We start from the raw sequence: 25,089 nt of genomic DNA on the forward strand, positions 1-25,089 counted from the left end.
TAGAGCGTGACACCAAAGCGAAGAATATCAATTGGTGCGGCCTAGGCTATATGAATCAAATTTAACAAGAGAACTTATTATGAAAAAATCGATTATTGCTACGTTGCTGATTACTTTAGGTTGTTCATTTGTGGCGTTAGCTGAGCCTAAATTCAGTGCACAAGTGCCAGAGAGCATCATCACACCAAATAAGGTCGAGTCTGCTTACCTAGGTGAACTGAATTATACCGATGGCGCACCGACAGATGAAACGCATTCGAAGGTGCAAGATTTCGTTCAAGTGTCTAATGCCGTTCGTGTTTTTCTATCCGGCATCCCCGTTGCTTCAATACAAGGACTATTGTTGGGACATGAAAGCATCGGCATGAAACCTAATCAAACCATCGCAATTTCTGAAGATAACCTAGACGCGAATAGCCTTTGGTTAACAGCGAACACGACCACACCGTATATCACATCAGAGATTGATGTAAGAAATGGCCCAGTCATTCTGGATATTCCCACTCCAGTGCTTGGCTTACTCGACAATGCTGCGTTCAAATATGTAGACAGAATTGGCGTGACTCATCCAGACAACGTCGCTAAATCAGGTAAGTACTTCGTTCGCCATTCTTCGTGGAAAGGAGAAGTGCCAGAGGGATACATTGAGATTGTTAGTGAAGGTTATCAACATTGGTTGTTACTGCGCCTTGTGAGCTCTCCAGAAGAGATGCAAGAAAGCATTGAAGCATTAAAAGCGACCACTAAATTATATCCATATAGGGGGCAGGATAAGACTGAGTTCATGAACATTTCAGGTGTCGACTACAACACTATTCATGCAATGGACGCGACGTTTTATGATGAAATCAACGCATTGATTCAATATGAGCCTACGGCTATTTTTGATGCAGAATGGTTGTCGCTAGCCAAAGATATTGGGATAGAAAAAGGCCAGGAGTTTGCTCCTAATAAACGCATGCAGAAAATACTGTCGGAAGCAGCAAAAATAGCAACGGCTGAAGCACGTTCAACCTACTTCCATCCTAAAGAAGAAATGTTCCGCTACGATGATAGACAATGGTTTACTCCGCTAGTCTCTGGCCATGAATTTAAAGATGCGAATGGCGTGATTGACTCGGATATGCGAGCAACTTTCCACTTCTTGGCGACGGGGATTACCCCTGATATGGTGACAAAAACTGTAGGCAAAGGGTCGGATTACTTATTGGCGACACGTGATGCAAACAAGGAAGTACTGGATGGTAGTCAACATTACACGGTGACACTGCCGCCAAATGCACCTGTAGAGAAGTTTTGGTCATTTATGATTTACGATAACCAGACGCGTTCTATGTTAGAAACGGATCAAAAGTCTGCGGGTATTGATGGTTTAAGTGACAGTATTCAGAAAAATGTCGATGGTTCTATAACCATACATTTTGCTCCCAATGCACCCAAAGGAATGGAAAATAACTGGGTTCAAACGACGGAAGGTAAGGGTTTTAATATCATCTTCCGCATGTATTCACCGACAGAAAAGTGGTTTGATAATTCATGGAAGCCAAGTGATTTTGTTAAGATAAAATAGAAGGCATAGTAAGTTTGAATGCACCCTATAAATGGGTGCATCTTTTCATGTTAAGGTTATTCAACGTTTAGCACTGTCATTGTTCAATCTAGCTAGAGGGCTTATGCAAAAAGATATTTCATATCAGTTGAATCGAGTCGACTTAAATCTACTGGTGGCTTTTGATACGTTGCTTAAAGAACGTAATGTCACCAATGCTGCTAAGGCGTTGTTTGTTTCGCAGTCAGCCATGAGTCGGAGCTTAAAACGTTTGAGAGAAACGTTCGATGATCCTCTCTTCATTCGAACATCGACAGGGCTGACACCGACAGCTAAATCCTTAGAGTTAGGCAAAGAACTGCAACACATTCTTCCGCAGTTGAGTGCGTTATTTCAGCGTAATCAATTTGATCCCCGAGAATGCAATGATACGTTTTCGATCTCCCTGCCTACTTTTCTGGGCAGTACCATTCTTCCTAATTTGGCTTTAGAGCTATTTGATGAAGCTCCAGATGTGAACTTGATAGAAATGGCAGCGAAAAGTAATCCTTATGATTTGCTCGATAAAGGGAAGTTAGATTTTGCGATTCATTATTCGAGTTCGCTAGATCAAAAATACCAAGCGACAAAGTTAGGAACCATTTACCCCAAACTGTTTGTTCGGAGAGACCATCCTCTAGTAGGAATAAACGCTACGTTAGATGAAATCATGCGATACCCGGTGCTCGCGATGAATGTAGAAGAAGACCACAAACAAGCATTTAACACCCCTCTTCAGCAAATATTGTTAGAGCTTGAAAGCAATAAACGACCAAAACTTAGAAGTACTCAAACTCATGTGTTAATGGAGATTGCATCTCGCTCAGATGCGGTGATTTTTGGTATGAACGCGCTGAGTTCATTACCGGATTTCGATAGTCGGTTTGTGGACATTTACGATTTCGTAGACAGTAAACAATATCACGTAGATCTCTATTTATTGCAGCATCAACGTACATTTACATCCGCTTCGCATCAGTGGATAGCGTCTAGATTTAGTGAGCTGTTGAATAACATACTTTGAGAAAAACGCGTTCTAGTGAAATCCTTCTGGCTAATTAACTAATTAACTAATTAACTAGCTAATTAACCACTTAACAACGAATGAGTCTCGATGTTATATCGAGACTCATATTAATCTACCTATACTGGCTCACCCGCCTCATCCTCTTCAACCACATCGGTTTCTAAACTGGCTTCTGCTTGCCATTTTTGTATTGATGGGCTGTTGAGCACGCGTTGCTGATACTGTGATGCCTTCTCTGAAAGTTTGATGCCATAGGTTTCTACGCGCAGCGCCACAGGTGCAAACATCGCATCGGCAATAGACCATTCACCAAACAACCATCCCTCTGGGTACAGATCCATTTGCGCTGACCATATTGCATCGATACGAGCGATGTCTTTCAGTGCATCTTCACTGAGTTTTAGCTTTCGTTGTGCGCGGCAATTCATTGGCATTTCATTTCTGACGGCAAAAAATCCAGAGTGCATTTCTGCGGAAATTGCTCGGGCATGGGCGCGTTCTTTCACTGAACTAGGCCACGCTGCACCGTTCAAGTGGGCGTCGTTAACGTATTCGAGAATCGCCAATGAATCCCACACCGCAACGTCACCATCAACTAGGGTTGGAACCTTGGCCGTTGGTGTCACTTTAGCCAGAGTGTCGTAGAAATCAGAGGTGAAAAGCTTGAGCTTAATGACTTCGGCATTGAGGTTGTAGTTGTCGAATATTAGCCATGCGCGCAGTGACCAAGTTGAGTAGTTCTGGTTTCCAATATAAAGCTGCATCGTTGCTTCCTTGCGTTTGGTGGGTATGCTTTTGAGCTTAGGGGATTGTATTGCGAGGCACTAACGGATAATTTTGATGCAATACATTAATAAAAACGATGGGTGGTGATTTCGATATGGATATTGATGCGTTGCGAGGCTTTCTCGCGTTTGTGGAAACCAGCAGCTTCACGCGTGCCGCGAAACAGATCAATCGCACCCAATCGGCATTCAGTGCTCAGATGCGTAAGTTGGAAGAAGAACTCAACGTCACTCTTTTCCAAAAAGAAGGACGTAATTTAATACTGACTGAAGCGGGCTTAGCGCTGCGTTCTCATGCTGAACAGTTGGTCGCCCTTCACAATACCGCGCTTAAACAAGTAAAGCGTTATGAAGACAAACAGCCCTTAAGATTAGGTTGCCCTGAAGACTACAACGACACCATTCTGCCGAAAGTGATTCGCCTGTTGCAACAAGCAGAACCAACGTGCTCAATCCAAATATTTAGCCTGCCCAGCATTACGCTGAGAGAGTGGTTGGATGACGGCCGTTTAGATGCCGCAATTGTCACCCGAGCGCCCGACAGCGAAGAGGGGTATTGGCTGACTCATGATGTCGGAGTGTGGATTAGCAGCCCTGAGTTTGTATTTGATGGTTCCAAGCCTGTTCCATTAGCCTTGTTTCAAACAGACTGTAAATATCATGCTGCAGCAGTGAATGGTTTAACCAAGCAAGGTACGTCTTATCAGTTGCTGGCGTGCAGTAATACCGCTTCCGCGCAGCGCGCTATCGTCAAAGCGGGGCTTGCGATTGGTGCAATGGGTAAGCTCAGCGTGACTCCGGATTTGAAAATTCTTGATGATATGCCGCCGTTACCAGCAGTGGATATTGTGCTGATCTTAGCGAGCAAACATCACCCGGTGTTAGACAAAGAAGTGCTCAATCAACTTGTGGAATTAGAGTCTGATTAGCTTTATTTATATTGGGATAGTTTATAGAGATAGTTTGGTTAGGCGAGTTTTGTTCCGTAAAATTTAATAGATGAACTGCAATCGATGAGTTTGGAGCTGAGCGGGAATTAAGAAATGAAGAGGCCGAGAACATTGCGTTTCTCTGAAAACATTGCGTTTCTCGGCCTAGTTATTGTGAGACGTTGTTGGTAATTAAGAAAGCTTGAACTTGCTTAACTCACCGTGCAAATCTCCGGCTTTCACTGTCAGCTCATTACTGATTGCTACTGATGATGTCATGGTGCCCATCACTTCCACAGCGGTGTCATTGATGATCACTACATTGCGGTTAATCTCTTCTGATACTGAGCTTTGCTCTTCAGCCGCGGAAGCAATCTGATTGTTCATGTCATTAATCACTTCAATCGCTTGGTTTATTTCAGATAGTGCTAGATGTGCTGCTTGGGTTTCGCCTTTGGTGTCATTCGCTTGCTTCTGGCTTTGCTCCATCAATATCACGATAGATTGAGTCTCTTGCTCTAGGCGGGCCAACATCGAGCGAATCTCTTCTGTCGAACCTTGAGTGCGATTGGCGAGGTTACGCACTTCATCTGCCACAACAGCAAAGCCTCGTCCTGCTTCACCCGCACGGGCTGCCTCAATAGCCGCGTTAAGCGCAAGTAAGTTGGTTTGTTCTGCAATGCCACCAATCTCGCTCAAGATACCCTGAATAGCGGTGCTCGAATCGACCAAATTTTGTGTTTGTTGCTGTGCGTCATTGACCTGAACAGCCAAGCTGTCTACAGCGCTGGCGGCATTGTCCATGCGTGTCATGCCATTAAGGCTGTTGCTTTGTACTTGGCTTGCTGCTGCGGCTGCTTGAACGGCTGAGCTTGCCACTTCTTGCGCAGTCGCACTCATTTCATTGATCGCGGTTGCAAGTGAGTTCACCTCGTTGACCTGAGAGTTCAACTGGTCACGTGAAACTTCAGCACGAGCTTGGCCTTCTGTTGCGTTTTTATCTACTTGGTCGGCCGTTACCATCACGGTAAGTAGCATCTCTTGCATACGAGATAGGAAAGTATTGAACCAGTGTGCAAGCTGAGCGGTTTCATCTTTTCCTTTCACTTCAATGCGGTAAGTTAAGTCGCCTTCGCCTTGTGCAGCATCTTTAAAACGCTCTACTAAATTGTTTAGAACCTTGCCCAGAGAATTGGCAATGAATGCCATTGAGGCAATACCTAGAATAGCTGCGATGATCCCCGCCCACACACCTTTTTCAAGTGCTTTTGAATTCTGTGCATCACTCCATTGCGTGTAGTCGTCGACGCTTTTTGTAAGGTGACTACTGGGAACGGATACCATGACTACCCAAGGCGCATCACTGGTATCAATGGCTGTTATTGCGTACTCATCGCCGCCGAAATTAACAAGGCCTGCACCTTCTCGTTTAGCGATAGATTGAATTGTCGACCATTCGGATTCCAATTCAGAAGAGACTCTTTTACCCACCATGTTTCCAGCTCGGCTGTTGGCGAGAGTTATGCCTTTCCATGATGTAATAAGGATTTTTCCTTCGCCATCAAACAAGTTACGTGCAAGCAATTCACTTTGGCTTTGAAGCTCGAACAAAGACAAATCAAAGCCAATTGAGCCAATGATTTTTCCGTCTTGTTTGATTGGTTGGCTGATGGTAGTGATGAGCTCTTGCTTACCGCGAACTGGATAGAAATAGGGTTCCATCACAAATGTCTTACCGGTTTGATATGGCATTAAGTGCCAGTCGTCTTTGCGCTCGCCGTTGCTGTTGAGTTCGGTATTGCTGAAACTCTCCATTGCGACGGCATCAAAGCTGTTCTGATCATTTGGAGAGAAGAAAGGCGCAAGGTAGCCCTGACTGTTAAAACCTAATTCGGTGTCCAAGCTGATCTCGTTATTCAGATCGGTTTGTTGTGGCCAAGTCTTGTTCTCCCACACCATGTAGCCAGCAAATACAGCTTTGTTTTGTGCTTCCAAGGCGGCAGTAAACTGTTTAACGATAAGGTCTGCGCTTGCGTTGGTTTGTGAACTTAGCTCGATAATGGATCGTGCTTGCTTAAGGTTTGCTAGTACAGGGTTAAGTTGGTTGGCAATGTTCAAACCTTGTTGAATGGCTGTGTTTTGCAAATCTGTCGTTGTGGCGTCTGTCAGCTGCGTCTTTACTTTTTCAGTGACTTGTTTGTTCACATCGGTAAATGCGCTGGTGGTCATGCCCATTGCGATCAACAGAGTGAAAGCCATTGCTCCACCTGCACTCACCGCAATTCGCGTACGTATACTGTTAAACATATGATCCCTATAGCCAAATATTGGTAATTTCCCAGAGATTTTAAACAAGATAAGTGAATGGAAAATTCAAAATAATGAACACAAAAAGAATAGGGTGATCAAAGTTATAAATAGGATTGCATAGTGCTCAGATTTATATCTTGTAGGCGGATTCTATAAGGTAAGTAAATGGCCGTTAGTATTTCATTAGCTATTTGTATTCATTGATCTTTTAAATTTATTAATGATATTTATTTGTCGGTAAATCAAGAGGTTGTAGTTTGAGGGTGTCCTGAATATGGATTACTTATTACGTGACTTTACTCACACTTTAATTTAGTCCGAAGCACAGTATGTTCACTAATAAAGTGTGTGTTTCTACTTTGGGTGCTCAATCAGAGCATCCAAATCATTGTTCATGTTTTATTGAAGAATCCCCAAGCTCTTTAGCTTTCTATAAATGGTATTGCGGCTGATGCCGAGTATTCGCGAAGTCTTACTGATGTTGCCTTGGTTCGCTTGATACGTTTGCAGCAAGGTTTCTTCAACGGTGCTTCTTAAATCGTTATTCGTTGTGTCTTTGATGGTATTAGGAGTCGTCAGTTGATGCTGATTATCTTGCGCTAATGACGTGAGATGTTGAGCAAGGTGGCTAGGTACATGTTCTAACGTGAGTATTGCTTCGTCACTGGCGAGTAGGGCGGCGACCTTAAGTAAATTGTCTAATTCACGTATGTTGCCCGGCCAAGAATAGGCGCACAGTAAGCTCATTAAGTGCGGGCAAATTGTCTGTTCGTCTTCCGCGTACTTACTGTGAATGTGCTCGATTAAGGCGTGTTTGTCTTGTCGGTGTTGCAGGCTTGGCAAGGTGAAGGCTAAGCCGTTTAGTCTGTAATACAGATCTTGTCGAAACTCTCCAGTTGCAACTAACTGTTCTAGGTTTTTATGCGTGGCAGCAATGATCTGACAATCGACTTGGTAGTTCTGATTTGAACCCACAGGGACGACTGACTTATCTTGCAGAACATGCAGCAATCGGCATTGAGCCTCCAATGGCATGTCGGCAATTTCATCGAGAAACAGAATACCCTTGTCTGCTTGGCGGATCTTACCTTGGAAACCTTTGTGGCTTGCGCCAGTAAAAGCGCCCGGCGCGTAACCAAACAGTTCTGATTCGATAAGATCTTTGGGTAGCGCCCCGCAATTTACTGCTACTAAGGGCGAAGATTTACGCTGGCTTTGCTTGTGCAGTGCTTTAACAAATTCGCCTTTTCCGACCCCTGTTTCTCCTAGGATTAATAGGCTGATCCCTTTATCGATAACCTTATTAGCTTGCTGCCAAGCGTGTTCTATCTTTTGTTCGCCATGGTGCAGATCACACGATGCTGAAATGGAGCGCGTGCGTTTGGTGGTTGGTTGTTTGAGATGCTGTTTTTCAAATACAAAGGGCGTGTCCAATGAGGTTCGATTGAAGAGGGTGTCAATGCATTCGCCGACGATCGAGGTTTGATCCAGCAGTTGAGAAGCAACTTGATTGTGCGCCACTACCTCACCAGCTTCATTGGCTATCACTATCCCTTGCCAACCACTGTGCAGTAGTGATTTCTCACACGCGAGGTCAATACGAGTGGTGCCTTGTGGGATATGACTCAGAAGCTGATTTTCAACAAGCTGAACCATATTTTGAACCAGTAGCTGTACCGAAGTATCGTGTTGTTGCTGCTCACTAGTAATGTCTAACACCCCAACCATTTGACCTTGGTGATCAAACACCGGGCTTGCTGAGCAACTGATAAAACGATGCTGGTGGATGAAGTGCTGTTCGCCAATGATAGATACTGGCTTGGCTTCAACAATCGCGGTGCCAATCGCGTTGGTGCCTTTAAGTTGTTCCTGCCAACACGCCCCAGAGCTGAGTGCAATCGAAGTTAGTTTCTCCTTAAACCGCTCCTGTCCCCAACTCGCCAGAATCACTCCCTCAATATCCGTCAAAATCAAGCGGCTGTCAGTGCGTGCAAACATCTGATTAAACAGAGGTAGCGCATTGCGTTCGACGATCTGAATCAAGTCAGACGATTGATGACGTCGTTGCTTGAGAATCGATTGTGGTAGGCGAATGTCTTCGGGAAGTCGTCTCTGTTTTAGACCCGCTTCTGTGCTGCGGTGCCAAGAAGACGAAAGCCAATCTGAGGTGTTTGCTTGTTGAAGGTGCATGACTGTTCCATGTCGTAACAGTGAGGGTGTACCAAATTGGAACAGTTGAACATTGGAGTGGTTTCCATACGTCCGTTCAATGCCAACTCACTTTGGGTTGTAAACGTTTGGTAATCATAGTTTTACAATTTATTAACAACAAGTTTTGAAGTTCTGGCGTGTGATTTGCGTTGTTACTGTTGTGAAGAAAACACGAAGTATCAGTGTTTTAAACAGAAAGTATAAACATGGTGGCTATCTTCTTACGAGCTTTCTTCTCACGAGATCTGTTCTCAAGGGAAGCCGCCATACTAGCTCGACAACATAAGCTCAATAACGACTAAAAATCAAAGAAGGATCTAACTATGATTTACGCACAGCCGGGTAGTGATAACGCAGTGGTTAACTTTAAAGCGCAATACGATAACTTTATCGGTGGCGAGTGGGTGAAACCTGTTAGCGGCGAGTATTTTGATAACACTTCCCCAGTGAATGGTCAGGTGTATTGCCAAGTGGCACGCTCAACCGAGGCGGACATTAGCTTGGCACTAGATGCCGCGCACGCAGCTCGTGCAAGTTGGGCGGCGACTAGTGTGACTGAACGTTCGAACATCCTGCTCAAAATTGCCGATCGCATTGAAGCAAACCTAGAAGAAATCGCGGTCGTTGAGACGTGGGAAAACGGCAAGCCTGTACGAGAAACTCTAGCGGCGGATATCCCTTTGGTTGTCGACCACTTCCGTTACTTTGCAGGTTGTATTCGAGCACAAGAAGGCAGCGCAGCAGAGCTAGATTCAAACACCGCAAGCTACCACTTCCCAGAACCTATTGGTGTGGTGGGGCAGATCATTCCTTGGAACTTCCCGATTTTAATGGCGGCTTGGAAATTGGCTCCTGCACTGGCTGCGGGCTGTTGTGTGGTGATGAAACCCGCCGAGCAAACACCGACATCGATTTTGGTGATGATGGAGAAGATCGCTGATCTTCTACCTGCAGGCGTAGTCAACATCGTGAATGGTTTTGGTAGCGAAGCGGGTCAAGCGTTAGCAACCAGCGATCGTTTGGCGAAGCTAGCTTTTACCGGTTCGACAGAAGTCGGCCACCACATCCTGAAATGTGCGGCTGAAAGTTTGATTCCATCAACGGTTGAGCTTGGCGGTAAGTCTCCAAACATCTACTTCCCAGACATCTTTAACCATGAAGACGAATACCTTGATAAGTGTGTTGAAGGCATGCTGCTTGCGTTCTTCAACCAAGGTGAAGTGTGTACCTGTCCATCACGTGTGCTGATCCATGAATCGGTATACGACAAGTTCATCGCCAAGGTCGTTGAGCGTGCTCAAACGATTAAACAAGGTAACCCGTTAGACACCGATACTCAGGTTGGCGCACAAGCTTCAAAAGAGCAGTTTGATAAGATCTTGAGCTACCTAGAAATCGGTCGTCAAGAGGGTGCGAAAGTGCTGACAGGTGGTGAAATCGCTCAGCAACCAGATGATCTCGGCAACGGTTACTACATTCAGCCAACCATGCTGGAAGGGCACAACAAGATGCGCGTGTTCCAAGAAGAGATCTTTGGCCCTGTTATCGCAGTAACGACGTTTAAAGACGAAGCGGAAGCGTTAGAAATCGCTAACGATACCGAGTATGGCTTGGGTGCAGGCGTGTGGACGCGTGATGCAAACCTAGCGTATCGCATGGGGCGCAACATTGAAGCGGGGCGTATTTGGGTGAACTGTTACCATGCTTATCCAGCACATGCCGCGTTTGGTGGTTACAAGAAATCGGGCATTGGCCGCGAGACACACAAGATGATGCTCGATCACTACCAAAATACTAAGAACCTGTTGATCAGCTACGATACTAATCCGTTGGGCTTCTTCTAATACAGGTTCGTTCTAAAAGAATGAGAATGAATCATGGGTACAAAGAATAACTAACAACGCAGTCGGCTTTAATAAAAACAAAAAGCAAAACCAAAACGCCCAATTCATGTGAGTTGGGCGTTTTTATGTCTGAATCGTTCTAGCTTTGTGAAAAGAAGATTTCGGGCTTGTGGACAGGGCCATAGTTGCCTTCTAGCTGAGTGAGTTCCAAGCCTTGCTTTCCTATCAGAGAACCGACTAATTGGCGGTTAAATGGGTAGCTGTCGGGGTTGTTAATATACTCTTCAACATCAATCCATTTAGCTTCTGCAATTTCATCAGTGTCTTGAATCGCGATCTCTTGAGTTTGAGCGATAAGGTGACAAATAAAGTAGAGGTTTGATTTACCGAATTGATACGGGTGTCTTGTCGCCATACCAACCACTGAAACGAACGTGGCTTCGATGCCAGTTTCTTCCAGAGTTTCTCGAACCACAGATTCTTCAATGCCTTCACCCAATTCAATATGACCGCCCGGTAACTTGTAGCCTGTCATGCCGTGCTCTTTAATCATCAGAACTTGGTTGTGTTCGTTGGTGATCAATGCGCCAGCACCCAAGGTGTGGGTGGGGATGAAAGGCACAAACTCTACAATCTCGGATTTATGGATCAGCGTAATCTCGTCTTCTAGACAGTTGTGAAACACAAAGCCAAGTTCAGTTGCCACCGGAATAAGGTGCGAGAGTGAAATAGGCAAGCTAATCCAAATGATGCCTTTGTTATTCTGATTTGAAAATTCGGTGATCTCGCTGAGTTCGGCATTAAATGAGTCAGCATCGTGAGGGGTTGTTGCTGGGTCGATGATGATGCCGTTAAATTTGTCGAGCGTAAATTCCACGGGTGATCCTTTATTATTTTTGATTTATTGGGTGTCGAGCATAGGTGGAGCTTATCTTATCTCAAGAGCTTATAAAACCTGCTCTGCTTGTAGCATTTTTAAGAGCACGGCAGTGGTGGGTAAAAAGTGAGGGAGAGTGCATAGCGGGCGGGTTGAAACGACAATTGCGCTAGAAACAAAAACTGCGCTTGGAAGCCAAAGCGCAGTTTTAAAATAGGGTTTATTTGGATTCGACTCTAACGAATATAGTTTGCATCAACACTTACGTACCAGTGCTGAAGCTTGCCGTCAGATTTTTTGATCCACAAATCGTTGGTGTAGCTCTCGATCTTACCGTTAACCGTTAAATTGAACGTGTTCTCGTCGAATTCACCAAGCTTCACGAACTGGTCTGTGGTAACTAGGAACGGGTCCATGTCGTCCACGCCAACCACATCTGAAATCACATAGTAGTGGTAAGTCAGCGGCTTGCTCGCATCATTCGGGTTGCTGCGGTACGCCACAAGCTTGAATGGTTCCGTTAATGGAACGTCGAGCGTTTGCTTGTCCATGGTCGCTGGAATCGGGATAAACAGCCAAGCGGTAAACAGACCGCTCAATAAAACCATCAGGAAGAAAAGAGTCTTAATTGCTTTCATAGCAACCTTCAAAATAGGTGATGTTGAAGGCGCTATGGTAACAGGTTTGATTTGCTGATTGTAAGAGTATGAATAAGTGAAGGCGACACCTGTCTGTTAGGAAGTTTGAATGAATTGACACACTGTTCATAAGTCACTATCTACACTAGTGTGAGTGACCTTGAGATAGGTTGATCATCACAACACCTGCTGCCACAAATAACATACCAACCCACACCATAGTATCGAGGTGTTGGCGGTAAACAAACGTAGAAATCAAGCTCACGGTTACGATAGCCAAGCCCGCCCATAAAGAGTGAACCACACCTACAGGCATCCCTTTCATTGCTTGGCTCAAAAATAGAAATGCCGCCAAGTGTCCTGAAATCACCAATAGAGCAGGGATGGGTTTAGACAAACTGAAACCGTCGGTTGCTTTAAGTGCTACGTGAGAAAGTGCTTCTGCCATCACGCCCATCATTAAGAAAAACCAGCTCATAGTCGTACCTTTTAGTTGTATTGTTTTTGTTGGTATAGCGGAGTGTTTGAAAGAGTGAATCTTTGTTGTTGCTATTACGTAGCAGCGGTCTCGCCCAAACAGCAGGCACAAAAAAGCCCACACCTCACGCTTTATGCAAGGTGTGGGCTAAATCGGTGTGACTACTTGTTCAGATAAGCTGCGTGGAACTCAATGTGTTCATCAATAAAGCTAGAGATGAAGAAGTAGCTATGGTCGTAACCTGGCTGCATACGTAGCTCTAAATCGGCATTGGTTACCTTAGCCGCTTCGACTAATTGCTCAGGTTTAAGCTGCTCAATTAGGAAGTTGTCCGCTTCGCCTTGGTCAACCAACATTGGCAGCTTAGTGCCTTTGGTTTTCAAAAGCTCAGAGGCGTCGTACTGTTTCCATTCTGCAATATCTAAGCCTAGATATTGGTTGAATGCTTTCTGTCCCCAAGGGCATTGCATTGGGTTGGTGATTGGGCTGAATGCCGAGATAGAACGGTAGCTATCTTCGTTCTTGATACCAATCGTTAGGGCACCGTGTCCGCCCATGCTGTGACCAGAAATCGACTTCACTGAAGTCACAGGGAAGAAAGACTCAATCAAGGCTGGAAGCTCTGTTACCACGTAATCGTACATGTGGTAATGGCTGTCCCATGGTGCTTGAGTGGCATTCACATAGAAGCCTGCACCTTGGCCTAAGTCGTAGCTTTCATTGTCGGCAACACCTTCACCACGTGGGCTAGTGTCTGGTGCGACAATCGCGATACCTTGTTCAGCCGCAGCTTTGAACGCGCCAGCTTTTTGCATGAAGTTTTCATCGGTACAGGTTAAGCCTGATAACCAATACAAAACAGGAACTGGGTTTTCTTTGCTTGCGTTAGGCGGCAAGAAAATCGCAAAACGCATGTTGCAGTCAAGCGTTGCAGAAAAGTGGGTGTATTGTTTGTGCCAACCACCAGCAACCTTCGCTTGGCTAATATTTTCGATTGTCATCTATTGTGCTCCGTTAGGTTGATGGTTTGTATATTACTTAAAGTTTCACCACCCACCGGGCAGGAGGTGGTGAAGACAGTTTGTTGCTTTTCATTTATAACTTTGGCCTAGATGCTCGAAAGAATCGAGGCCAAGTGAATTACTTATCCATGTGTAGAACAGTACGGATAGATTCACCTTTGTGCATTAGGTCGAATGCTTCGTTTACGTCTTGCAGACCCATAGTGTGAGTGATGAACTCTTGAAGACCAAACTCACCTGCCATGTAGCGGTTAACGATTTCTGGAAGCTCAGAGCGGCCTTTAACACCACCGAAAGCAGAACCACGCCATACACGACCAGTCACTAGTTGGAATGGACGAGTTGAGATCTCTTGGCCTGCACCTGCAACACCAATGATGACTGATTCGCCCCAACCTTTGTGACAGCACTCAAGCGCTTGACGCATCACGTTTACGTTACCGATACACTCGAAAGAGTACTCAACACCACCGTCTGTCATCTCAACGATAACGTCTTGGATTGGTTTGTCGAATTTAGTTGGGTTGATGCAGTCAGTCGCGCCAAGCTGTTTTGCTAGCTCGAATTTGCTCTCGTTGATATCAACACCGATGATGCGGTCAGCACCAGCCATGCGAGCACCAATGATTGCAGATAGACCGATACCGCCTAGGCCGAATACAGCAACGTTGTCGCCTTTTTCAACTTTAGCTGTGTTTAGTACAGCGCCCATACCTGTTGTTACACCACAACCTAGAAGACAAACTTCTTCAAGAGGTGCTTCTTTGCTTACTTTCGCTAGAGAGATCTCTGGAAGTACTGTGTACTCAGAGAAAGTCGAGCAACCCATGTAATGGAAAATTGTTTCGCCATTGATAGAGAAGCGGCTTGTACCGTCTGGCATTAGGCCTTTACCTTGAGTTTCACGAACGGCTTGGCACAGGTTAGTTTTACCAGATTTACAGAACTTACATTCGCCACATTCAGCTGTGTAAAGTGGGATAACGTGGTCGCCAATCTCAACACTTGTAACGCCTTCGCCGATCATCTCAACGATACCGCCACCTTCGTGACCAAGAATTGAAGGGAAGATACCTTCTGGATCGTCACCTGATAATGTGAATGCGTCAGTGTGACAAACACCAGTAGCAACGATGCGAACTAGAACCTCACCAGCTTTAGGAAGTTGTACATCAACTTCTTCCATTTTTAGTGGCTCACCAGCTGCCCATGCAACCATTGCTTTTGATTTGATATGAGTTTGACCAGGTTTAATTTCGATTGTCATTGGATGCTTCCTATATATGTCAGTACAGCGGATAACTGTGCAATTAGCTTTAACCCGTTAAGAGTAGTTGAGCTTAATTGTTTCCGCTCTCTCGTTTTGTTGGAGCTAGTATAGGTGTGAGTGCGAGTTTTGATAATCCCCTTAAATAGAAAATGATTATTACACATTTGTAATAATTAGTATTGGGGGGCTGCCCGACTTAGTGGTCGTAAACCTTGAGACCAACAAGCCACTTTTAGGAAAGGGGTGGTACTTTGAATCACTTGGATGCATTGCTACCATTGATGTTCGGTCGTTCGATGCGTGATGGATTGTATACTTGCATGTGATTTGTCTTATCAAATCATTGACGCTTGTGATGTTAACTAACTAATTGAATTTTAAGGATTGAAGCAAGGTCGCATAAGCACTCTATATGCGACGTTTTGTAAGATATCAGAAACAATAATGTCATTTTTCTCACCTAATCTCCTCGCCAAATTTTGAGTTCTAACTTTTTGGGAAGAGAAAATGAAAAAGAGTACATTGACCGTACTGTCAGGCTTGATAGTAGCCACATTAGCGGGTTGTAATTCAAGTTCGCCAAGTGATGACAGCGGTAATCTAGAGAGTGCAGTGCAAGTCGCATTCATGCCTGATATCCATTTTCATGACGTTTACGGTGATTTTAAAGACGGTTCGTTCGCTGGGCTCTACAACTCAGATAGTGGTGAGTATGCGACAATTCGAACGATGGAGTCGCAGATGAACTCTACTCGTTTGTTCAATGAAAACTACTTTGCGATGATCGCAGCGCTTGATGATGTGGTTGAGCGTGGCGTGAAATACGTAGCCCTGCCGGGTGACTTCAGTGACGACGGCCAGCCGATTCATATGCGTGGCTTAGTTAGCATTTTTGATCACTATCGTGACACGTACGGCCTTGAGTTCTTCGCCGCCCCAGGCAACCACGATCCAGTGCGTCCATTTACTATTCCTGCAGGTAAATCTGATTACCTAGGAGAAGGTGGTAAGAATCAACGCATTTACAGCCGCGGTAAAGAAGAGTGTGTTGGCTATGAGGGTGAGTGGACAACCATTCCTGGACAAGGCGACAACTTAGCAACCATATGTACTGAAGAAGTACGTGAGTGGGGCTATGAAGAGATCATGGGTATCCTTGGAACTCACGGCTTCTACCCTCAACAAGATTACCTCTACTTTGAAACCCCTTACAGCAGCGAACAAGCTCGAACTAACTACAGCTATGACTTAGCTAAAGAAGAAGCGGCGTTTGATAAGCGCATGTACGAGATCTGTTATGAAGGTACGGGCGGCAGTTACAAAGAAAGTGGTTACTCAAGCTGTTCTGAAGTGCCTGATACCAGTTACTTAGTCGAGCCAGTTAAAGGGTTGTGGTTGTTGGCAATCGACGCGAATGTTTATCGACCTAAAGAAAACTCATCTGATAGCTCTGTAGATGGAAACACGTTCGACGGTTCAAGCAGCGCTGGCTACAACATGATGCTGACTCACAAAGAACATGTGATCGATTGGATCTCAGATGTAGTAAAAGCAGCCAAAGAGCAGAACAAGACGCTTGTCTCTTTCTCACACTTCCCAATGACTGATTTCTATAACGGTGCTTCTGAAGAGATTGAAGATCTGTTTGGTGAAGGTAGTCATCAACTGGCGCGTGAACCGGATGACAATACCAGTCGAGCATTGGCTGCAACGGGCTTAAACATCCACGTTGGCGGTCACATGCACTTTAACGATACAGGTAAGAAAAGCTTCAATATCGATGGTGTTCAGCACACGCTCTTTAATATCCAAGCGCCATCGTTAGCGGGTTACATCCCAGCTTACAAGCTGCTGAACATTCGCTCTGATAACCAAATCGAGGTCGAGACTGTGGTTATCGATCAAGTTGAACGTTACAACGAACTGTTTAGTCACTACGAAGAAGAGCATGCATACCTTACTCAAGCTGCGAATGGAGACCCTGATGCAGAAGCTAAGATCTGGAACAAAGATATTCTGGATTCAGAGAGCTACTACGAACTGACTGACTGGCATATCCGTGAATTAACGCGCTTGCGTTTCCTTCCTAGTGATTGGCCAATCGAAATGCGTGAAATGATCATGCGCATGAACGGTGAAGAGATGATGATTATGTCTCAGCTACAAACCAACTTCACGGTCTGTCAGCTAGCGAACAAACTCGGCTACGACGTAGGTACTTGTGTTGAAAATGGTGTGGATGACTACGAGCAATTCCAACAGGATTGGCAGACAGCCAAGGCTGTTGCTGAAAAGCTGGCTTCTCTAGAGGGACTAGAATTAGCTGACTTTGCAGAGTGGATCGGTGAGCTACTAGCGACAGATTTCTATCGACTACGTAACGCAGACGAACTGGCGTTCCGTGATATCGGTGAAACACAACTGCGCCAATACGAACTGCTAAGCCGTGAGCTTGCTGAGTTTGACGGCACCGTGGATTCTGAACTGGGTGACCTTGGCCAATATACCGTTGGTGAAGTGTTCCGCTCTCGTTTTGGTAGCTTGTTCGTGATTCTTGAAAAATTCGCAACAGGCCAAGCGAGTGACCACTTCTTGATTGATATCGACCAACAAACACTGACCGATCTGAAAGGTGAAGTGAAGCGCGATATTCTTAGAGGCTCTACGACAGTAAACTAAGTTTCATTGCTTTGTTATAGCTGACTAGGTTTCTAGATCATTGGATTAAAGAAGGACCCACTAAAGATGAATTCGTGGGTCCTTTTTGTTTGTCTGTAGAGAAACTTCAATCGAGGATTACCCTCAAGAACTTATTCCTAGTTAACTTCTCAATAGTCGAGTTGGTTGATTCTCGACTGTTACATCCCTGCCCGTTTATTTGACAGATTGAATACTCTACACAATTTAGCGACGAGCCTTTCCCGACTAGAATTCACTCAAACGCAGTAAATATTCAACATATGCAACAATAAGCAATTCACTCGATTGACTTTCTTCTAACTTATTGATTTTATAAAAAGTCACAAAGAGAAGATCGCATTATCTTATTACTTGCTATTTAAAGGTCGCTATAGCGACTTTACTACTACTTGTCATAGATTTTGTGGAAATCACAAGTTACACACATAAATAATAATTATTACTTATACAACAGAGTCAGAGATGCGAATTTTAATTTTTTTAATAGTTTCTATTAGCTTGGCTGGGTGCACTCAAGATCGACATCAAGACGATATTGAAGCAAAAAAAGCTGCATACTTTCATCAGGCAGAGCAAGGGGACGCTCACGGTCAATTTAATCTAGGCGTTATGTATGAAGAAGGGAAAGGTGTATCTCAGGATGATACACAAGCAGTGTCTTGGTATAGAAAGGCTGCGGAGCAGGGATATGTAAGAGCTCAAACCAATTTAGGACGTATGTACAAAAAAGGCCGAGGTGTCTCTCAAGATGACAAAGAAGCGGTGTCTTGGTATAGAAAGGCCGCTGAGCAAGGGCATGCGAGAGCTCAAACCAATTTAGGATGGATGTACGAAAAAGGCCGAGGTATTTCTCAAGATGATAAAGAGGCGGTGTCTTGGTATAGACAAGCCGCAGAGCAAGGGTATGCAAGAGCTCAAACCAATTTAGGATGGATGTACGAAGAGGGCAATGGTGTTTCCCAAGATTATGAAGAAGCGGTGTCTTGGTATAGAAAGGCCGCTGAGCAGGGGTATGCAAGAGCTCAAACCAATTTAGGATGGATGTACGACGAAGGCCGAGGTGTATCTCAAAATGATAAAGAAGCGGTGTCTTGGTATAGAAAGGCCGCTGAGCAGGGGAACGCGAGAGCTCAAAACAATTTAGGATGGATGTACGACGAAGGTCGAGGTGTTTCTCAAGATGACAAAGAAGCGGTGTCTTGGTATAGAAAGGCCGCTGAGCAGGGGGATGCGAGCGCTCAAACTAACTTAGGATGGATGTACGAAAAAGGCATCGGTGTTTCCTTAGATAACAAAGAAGCGGTGTCTTGGTATAGAAAGGCCGCTGAGCAAGGACATGCGAGAGCTCAAAACAATCTTGGCGTTATGTACGAAAAAGGCCGAGGTGTATCTCAAAATGACAAAGAGGCGGTGTCTTGGTATCGAAAGGCCGCTGAACAGGGGGATGCGAGCGCTCAAACTAACTTAGGATGGATGTATAAAAAAGGCAGAGGTGTCTCTCAAGATGACAAAGAGGCGGTGTCTTGGTATAGAAAGGCCGCAGAGCAGGGGTATGCAAGAGCTCAAACTAACTTAGGGTGGATGTACGACGAAGGCAGAGGTGTTTCCCAAGATGATAAAGAGGCGGTGTCTTGGTATAGACAGGCCGCAGAGCAAGGGTATGCGAGAGCCCAAAACAATCTAGGCATTATGTACGACGAAGGCACTGGCGTTTCTCAAGGTGATAAAGAGGCGGTGTCCTGGTATAGACAGGCCGCAGAGCAGGGGTATGCGAGAGCCCAAAACAATCTAGGCATTATGTACGACGAAGGCAGAGGTGTTTCTCAAGGTGATAAAGAGGCGGTGTATTGGTATAGAAAGGCCGCTGAGCAGGGTTATACGAGAGCTCAAACCAATTTAGGATGGATGTACGAAAAAGGCCAAGGTGTTTCTCAAGATGATAAAGAGGCGGTGTCTTTGTATAGAAAGGCCGCCGAGCAAGGGCATGTGCTAGCTCAAAACAATCTAGGTGTTATGTACGCAGAAGGCAGAGGAGTCTCTCAAGATGACAAAGAAGCGGTGTCATGGTTCAGAAAAGCCATTCAGCAGGGTTCTGTTGATGCTCAAAACAATTTAGGCGTTATGTACAGAGAAGGCCGAGGTGTTTCTCAAGATGATAAGGAGGCGGTATCTTGGTATAGAAAGGCCGCTGAGCAAGGACACGCGCTAGCTCAAAACAATCTAGGCACCATGTACGCAGAAGGTCGAGGTGTTTCTCAAAATTATGAAGAAGCGGTGTCTTGGTATAGAAAAGCCATTGAGCAGGGTGCTATGGATGCTCAATATAATCTTGGATTGTCTTACGAACGAGGTGTGGGTGTAATTCAAGATTATGAAGAAGCGGTGTTGTGGTTTAGAAAGGCCGCTGAGCAAGGGCATGCGCTAGCTCAAAACAATCTAGGCGTTATGTACGGAGAAGGCCGAGGTGTTTCCCGAGATGATAAAGAAGCGGTGTTTTGGTATAAAAAGGCCGCTGAGCAGGGGCTTGTAGATGCTCAACATAACCTTGGAATGTCTTACGAGCAAGGTGCGGGTGTTTCTCAAGACGATAAAGAAGCGGTGTATTGGTATGAAAAGGCTGCAGATCAGGGGCATGCGAGATCTCAAAACCATTTAGGGTGGATGTACGATGAAGGCATCGGTGTTTCTCAAGATGATAAAGAGGCGGTGTCTTGGTACGGAAAGGCCGCTAAGCAAGGACTTGCGACAGCTCAAAACAATCTAGGCGTTATGTACGCAGAAGGTCGAGGTGTTTCTCAGGACTATAAAGAGGCGGTGTCTTTGTACACAAAGGCAGCTGAGCAAGGACTTGCGACAGCTCAATACAATCTTGGATCAATGTACGCAGAAGGTAAAGGTGTGACTAAAAACGATAAAACATCTTACATGTGGTTAAAATTAGCTCAATATAATGGCAAGGAAGGGATGCAAAACGACTTCGATATAATGACTAAAAGAATGACATTAATCGATGTCAATAAGACGAAAAAAAGAGCTAAAATATGTTTGGAATCTGATTACATTCGATGTAATTAAATACAACCTTCATGCAACATCGATAGTTGATTGAACTTAACTGCACTTAATCCGCACCGAGATTTAGACATATGACAGGCTCCCGATAGGGAGTCGTTTTTACACTACAAAGTCAATTCGAAGGATGAATTTCTTCTAGCTCCACCGCTAAAGGCTTTTTATTCAATAATAGTGGTTTGAGCGGAACCGCATTTAGTCGGCATCTAAACCAACCTTTTTACTAGTGCGATTTTACGCATCGCGCTCGCTCTCCAATACTCACTTTTCCATACCTTTAGTTATCCACGAATTGCTAATTTAGAGTAAGTCCTGAGACACTTTTGTCCAACAATAAGTCAACCTGCCCTCCCTCTCCCCCCAACACTGCCACAAACGCATCTAAATACTGTTCTATAGTCAGATCCGCAGAAACGGGTGGTAGCTCCACGGTGATGCACGGTAGGTTTCTTTCTTGGCACCAAGTGCCGAATGAGCCTGGGGTTTCGTAATCGACGTCTTCGACAAGTGGTAGGTTGAACTGTTTACCCAGCCAAATGGCGAGTTCAGATTGGGTTGGGTCGTCGACCATAGCGAGTGGTTCGTGGAAAGAGATGACGAATTTAGGTTGGCGCTGTTCGATGAGGTTGATGAGCAACTGCACTTCAGGTTCAAGTTGGTTGGCTTGTCCCGTTTTTACTTTTACATCTCTGACTGGGGTGTGAGAACTCCAGCGATAGACGGTGCCGTTTTCTGTCCAGTTTTTAGTCGGGAAGGCGCGGTTCAAATCGACTTGGTTTGCGTTGGCGCGAGTGCCTAGTTGATTGCCATCTGGGTTCATCGACAGGATCACATCGTGTCGTAAGTTGGCGGCAGGCAAACTTCTTAGGGCGCAAGACAAACCTGCGATAGATGCGGTTTCATCACCGTGCGTGCCTGCTAAAATTAGCCCGCGAGATTCGCTTTCTATTTGCGCGGGGAAATAGAGCAAAGGTGCACCCAACACCGATTTTCCATATGACAGCGGCTTTATCGAAAACGCAGCTCTTTCCGTTCTTGGAATTAAACTCACCTTAATCTCCTGATTGATCAAGTACTATCAAGTATTCACTATTGGCTATATTACTCATTAACTAAGTCCATTAGATGAACCCCTTTAAATAAACCATAGCGTCAAAACTCGTCAACCGTCGCATTGTTAATTTTATTACTTTGCTTCAAAGATAGGCTAGGAGAGCAAAAAAACATGGATTTTAAGAAACATTCAACGGCTTTAATCATTTCATCTTTATTGACCCCTTTTATATCAGTAACTGCCGTTGCTGACACATTGCCTGCCGGAACTTCTCTGGCGAAAGAGCAACACTTGGTGCGTGCCAATGATGCAGAAGCTGCGACGCTTGACCCTGCGAAAGCAGAAGGCCTGCCTGAGATGCACATTCTACGCGACCTATTTGAAGGTTTAGTGATCCAAGATCGCGATGGCAATATCACCCCGGGTTTTGCGGAATCTTGGGAAACCGAAGACAACCAGACGTTTGTATTCCACCTGCGTAAAGATGCTAAATGGTCGAATGGCGACCCGGTGACAGCCGATGATTTCGTGTATGCGATAAGACGAGCGGTCGACCCGAAACTGGCTTCGCCGAATGTTTGGTATCTTAAACTTACTCAAATCAGCAATATTGCTGACGTGGCGGAAGGTAAGAAGCCCGTTGAAGAGTTAGGTATCTCTGCCGTTGACAAGCACACGGTGAAGTTCGAGCTTGATAGTAAAGTGCCTTACTTTGTGGCGATGACAGGCCACACCTCAATGATGCCAGTTCACAAGACAACGCTAGAAAACAGCGACAAGCCGTGGAGCGATCCTAAGCAGTTTGTGGGGAATGGCGCTTTTGTTTTAGACGAGTGGGTGGTTAACGAACGGATTGAACTGAAGAAGAATCCTAACTATTGGGACAGTTCAGATACGAACCTAACTCAAGTGACATACATTCCGTTTGAGAACCAAAATTCTTCGATTAACCGTTATGCGGTGGGTGAGGTTGATATCACGTCTGATGTACCAACACATATGGCGCAACAGCTGAAAACAAAGTATCAAGACGCTTATACCGCCGTCCCTCTACTGTGTACTTATTACTACGCATTCAATACCACACGACCTCCGTTTGATGACGCGAGAGTGCGTAAAGCGGTGTCTTACTCAATGATGCGTGATGTGATTACCAATGGCGTCACTCAGGTGGGTAACTTGCCGGCTTATACCTTTGCCCATGAGTACACGGCAGGCTTTGATGCGACTCAGCCTGAATATAGTGAATGGACTCAAAAGGAACGAGACCAAAAGGCGAAAGAGCTGTTGAAAGAAGCGGGCTACGATGCGTCTAACCCATTAGATTTCAAATTGCTCTATAACACCAGTGAATCGAACAAGTCGATTGCGGTGGCGATTGCATCCATGCTGAAAGGCAATCTAGACGCGCAAGTTGAGCTGGAAAACCAAGAGTGGAAGTCTTACCTAGTATCACGTCGGCAAGGTGATTTTGATGTAATGCGAGCGTCTTGGTGCGGTGACTACAATGAAGCGTCGACCTTCTTGAGCCTATTGCGCTCAGAGTCATCGGGTAATTTTGCTCGTTACAACAACGACAAGTACGACTCAGCGATGGACAGCGCATTAGCCGCAACCAATGAGCAAGATCGCCAAGGTTTCTATGATCAAGCGGAGCAGTTACTGGCTGAAGATATGCCTATCGCGCCAATCTATTACTACATGCAGGCTCGCCTAGTGCGACCAAGTGTCGGTGGTTTTGCTAAGAACAACGTTGAAGGGCGCATCTATTCTAAGGATCTTTATATCAAAGAATAGATAGATTAACTGTGAGATCTGATATGGTGGTTTGAAGACATGACGGATCTAAGAAATAGCGCATAAAGATCAAAAAAAGAAGAAGAGGGACGTTGAACATAAATATATGATTAACGTCCCTTTATTATATCTCTGTTTTAGATAAGGCTATTTATAGGCAATTTTAGCTGCCTATAAATGAACGTTGAGGCTCGAAGTCGATACTAACCATTATTATTTGTGAATTCGTTACGAAGAGCCACTTTAAAGCTATTGATATTTATAATATTTGAGGTTTTCTGCAAAAATCACCCTCTATTTGTTGAGTTCTAAATATCTATTTTTCTATTTAGTCTATTTGTATTTAAGTTGATATCGATCAATTGAAAAAGCCTAATTCATTCCTACGCTTAATTATATAAATAGAGCAATGGGATTTAGGAGGGTAATAATGAAGTACTCAATGATGACGCTATCAGCCGTGGCTGTACTTATGATCATTCCAGCCAGTGCTGTTCAAGCAAAAGACAAGATACTAGAGAGCAGTAAGCTTGCCTCAAATATAGTTATCGATGGCAGCGTTGATGCCGTTTGGGATCAAGCTAAACCGCTGACTCAGAAGGTGAATAAATTACCGTATAAGCCTAATAATGGCTACGAGGGTATTAAAAAAACCAGCGTGGAAATGAAATCAATGTATGACGATGAATACATTTATTTCTTGTTTAGTTATGCCGATCCGACCAAAAGTATTGACCGCTTTCCTTGGATTAAGCAAGAGGATGGTTCATGGAAACAGTTAAAAAATAAAGATGACACCGGACATGACAATACCTACTACGAAGACAAATTTGCGGTCTATTGGAATATCAATGCTGAAGGCTTTTCTGATAAGGGGTGTAATGCTGCGTGTCACAGAGCTAAAAAGGGAAAAAACGCAGGGCGTGATGACAAGAACCCTGCACGGAAATACACCAATCGTGAAGGTGAGTTTATTGATATGTGGCACTGGAAAGGTGTGAGAACTGCGGTTCATAACCAGCTCGATGACCAATACGTCGATAGCAATACTGATCCAGAACAAAACAAAGGTTGGGGACGTAAAGGTGACAGCAAAACAGGTGGTGGGTACGTTAATAACGTAAAAGACGGCCAGCCAGCCTATGTATCAGATAACTTGACTAATGAAACGTTACTGATTTTAGATTCAGGGAAGAAACCATTTACACCTGACTACAATCAGTTGGAACGAATTCCAGGTTTAACGGGTAAGCCATTTACCGGTTCTCGTGGTGATATCGAAGTCGGTGCTGTTTGGAAAGAGGGTATTTGGACTCTTGAAATGAAGCGTAAGCTTGTCACTACGGGTGAAAATTCAGAAACGCAAGATGTGCAATTTAATGATTTGAGCCAATTATATCCATTTGGTGTTGCGGTTTTTGATAACTCTCAAATTAATCATATATACCATCGTGGTGTGTTAAATCTTGAGTTTAAATAAGTATAAC

The 25,089-nt window shown here is 44.7% G+C and carries 17 protein-coding genes; 8 read left to right on the top strand and 9 right to left on the bottom strand.

Annotated features, from left to right (window positions below; all coding sequences use genetic code 11):
• Nucleotides 1-79: 79 nt before the first annotated feature.
• Together AC3CID_RS16360 and AC3CID_RS16365 are read left to right on the top strand one after the other, a co-directional pair.
• On the top strand, nucleotides 80-1,570 hold the full coding sequence (locus AC3CID_RS16360) for a DUF1254 domain-containing protein (RefSeq protein WP_488527706.1): 1,491 nt from the start codon (nucleotides 80-82) through the stop codon (nucleotides 1,568-1,570).
• A 103-nt stretch (nucleotides 1,571-1,673) separates the two neighbouring features.
• Entirely contained in the window at nucleotides 1,674-2,612 is a 939-nt protein-coding gene (locus AC3CID_RS16365; protein ID WP_488527707.1) for a LysR family transcriptional regulator, read from the top strand.
• A 119-nt stretch (nucleotides 2,613-2,731) separates the two neighbouring features.
• Here the strand turns inward: AC3CID_RS16365 and AC3CID_RS16370 are convergent, their stop codons facing one another.
• Nucleotides 2,732-3,379, bottom strand: a complete 648-nt coding sequence (locus tag AC3CID_RS16370; protein ID WP_488527708.1) for a glutathione S-transferase family protein — start codon at nucleotides 3,377-3,379, stop codon at nucleotides 2,732-2,734.
• Nucleotides 3,380-3,477: 98 nt separating this feature from the next.
• On the opposite strand from AC3CID_RS16370, the gene AC3CID_RS16375 reads away from it, so the two are divergent.
• The gene (locus AC3CID_RS16375) at nucleotides 3,478-4,329 is read left to right on the top strand and encodes a LysR family transcriptional regulator (protein ID WP_488527709.1); all 852 of its coding nucleotides are present in this window, start codon (nucleotides 3,478-3,480) and stop codon (nucleotides 4,327-4,329) included.
• A 192-nt stretch (nucleotides 4,330-4,521) separates the two neighbouring features.
• On the opposite strand, the gene AC3CID_RS16380 is transcribed toward AC3CID_RS16375, so the two are convergent.
• The gene (locus tag AC3CID_RS16380) at nucleotides 4,522-6,636 is read right to left on the bottom strand and encodes a methyl-accepting chemotaxis protein (protein ID WP_488527710.1); all 2,115 of its coding nucleotides are present in this window, start codon (nucleotides 6,634-6,636) and stop codon (nucleotides 4,522-4,524) included.
• Nucleotides 6,637-7,038: 402 nt separating this feature from the next.
• Nucleotides 7,039-8,829 carry a sigma-54-dependent Fis family transcriptional regulator gene (locus AC3CID_RS16385; protein ID WP_488527711.1) on the bottom strand — a complete coding sequence of 597 codons (1,791 nt, stop codon included), beginning with the start codon at nucleotides 8,827-8,829 and terminating at the stop codon, nucleotides 7,039-7,041.
• Between the two features lie 344 nt (nucleotides 8,830-9,173).
• Here AC3CID_RS16385 and exaC point away from each other — a divergent pair, with 344 nt between their 5' ends.
• Nucleotides 9,174-10,694 carry an acetaldehyde dehydrogenase ExaC gene (exaC, locus tag AC3CID_RS16390; RefSeq protein WP_488527712.1) on the top strand — a complete coding sequence of 507 codons (1,521 nt, stop codon included), beginning with the start codon at nucleotides 9,174-9,176 and terminating at the stop codon, nucleotides 10,692-10,694.
• Nucleotides 10,695-10,833: 139 nt separating this feature from the next.
• On the opposite strand, the gene AC3CID_RS16395 is transcribed toward exaC, so the two are convergent.
• From AC3CID_RS16395 to AC3CID_RS16415, 5 genes are all read right to left on the bottom strand, one after another.
• Nucleotides 10,834-11,571, bottom strand: a complete 738-nt coding sequence (locus tag AC3CID_RS16395) for an NUDIX domain-containing protein (RefSeq protein ID WP_488527713.1) — start codon at nucleotides 11,569-11,571, stop codon at nucleotides 10,834-10,836.
• A gap of 236 nt (nucleotides 11,572-11,807) precedes the next feature.
• Entirely contained in the window at nucleotides 11,808-12,209 is a 402-nt protein-coding gene (locus AC3CID_RS16400; protein WP_017108445.1) for a hypothetical protein, read from the bottom strand.
• A 145-nt stretch (nucleotides 12,210-12,354) separates the two neighbouring features.
• The gene (locus AC3CID_RS16405) at nucleotides 12,355-12,687 is read right to left on the bottom strand and encodes a DMT family transporter (RefSeq protein ID WP_012601126.1); all 333 of its coding nucleotides are present in this window, start codon (nucleotides 12,685-12,687) and stop codon (nucleotides 12,355-12,357) included.
• Between the two features lie 161 nt (nucleotides 12,688-12,848).
• A complete protein-coding gene (fghA, locus tag AC3CID_RS16410; protein WP_488527714.1) occupies nucleotides 12,849-13,688 on the bottom strand; it encodes an S-formylglutathione hydrolase in 840 nt (279 codons plus the stop codon).
• Between the two features lie 139 nt (nucleotides 13,689-13,827).
• A complete protein-coding gene (locus AC3CID_RS16415) occupies nucleotides 13,828-14,976 on the bottom strand; it encodes an S-(hydroxymethyl)glutathione dehydrogenase/class III alcohol dehydrogenase (protein ID WP_012601124.1) in 1,149 nt (382 codons plus the stop codon).
• Between the two features lie 510 nt (nucleotides 14,977-15,486).
• On the opposite strand from AC3CID_RS16415, the gene AC3CID_RS16420 reads away from it, so the two are divergent.
• Together AC3CID_RS16420 and AC3CID_RS16425 are read left to right on the top strand one after the other, a co-directional pair.
• Nucleotides 15,487-17,658: a metallophosphoesterase gene (locus tag AC3CID_RS16420; RefSeq protein ID WP_488527715.1), complete on the top strand. Its 2,172-nt coding sequence runs from the start codon at nucleotides 15,487-15,489 to the stop codon at nucleotides 17,656-17,658.
• 483 nt (nucleotides 17,659-18,141) lie between these two features.
• Nucleotides 18,142-20,754: an SEL1-like repeat protein gene (locus AC3CID_RS16425; protein WP_488527716.1), complete on the top strand. Its 2,613-nt coding sequence runs from the start codon at nucleotides 18,142-18,144 to the stop codon at nucleotides 20,752-20,754.
• A 292-nt stretch (nucleotides 20,755-21,046) separates the two neighbouring features.
• Here the strand turns inward: AC3CID_RS16425 and mpaA are convergent, their stop codons facing one another.
• Nucleotides 21,047-21,802: a murein tripeptide amidase MpaA gene (gene mpaA / locus AC3CID_RS16430; protein ID WP_488527717.1), complete on the bottom strand. Its 756-nt coding sequence runs from the start codon at nucleotides 21,800-21,802 to the stop codon at nucleotides 21,047-21,049.
• A gap of 174 nt (nucleotides 21,803-21,976) precedes the next feature.
• Here mpaA and AC3CID_RS16435 point away from each other — a divergent pair, with 174 nt between their 5' ends.
• Nucleotides 21,977-23,602, top strand: a complete 1,626-nt coding sequence (locus AC3CID_RS16435) for an ABC transporter substrate-binding protein (protein ID WP_488527718.1) — start codon at nucleotides 21,977-21,979, stop codon at nucleotides 23,600-23,602.
• 430 nt (nucleotides 23,603-24,032) lie between these two features.
• Entirely contained in the window at nucleotides 24,033-25,082 is a 1,050-nt protein-coding gene (locus AC3CID_RS16440) for an ethylbenzene dehydrogenase-related protein (protein ID WP_065206335.1), read from the top strand.
• The last annotated feature ends 7 nt before the right edge of the window (nucleotides 25,083-25,089 follow it).

This window comes from Vibrio sp. QJM3NY_21 (genome assembly GCF_057785975.1).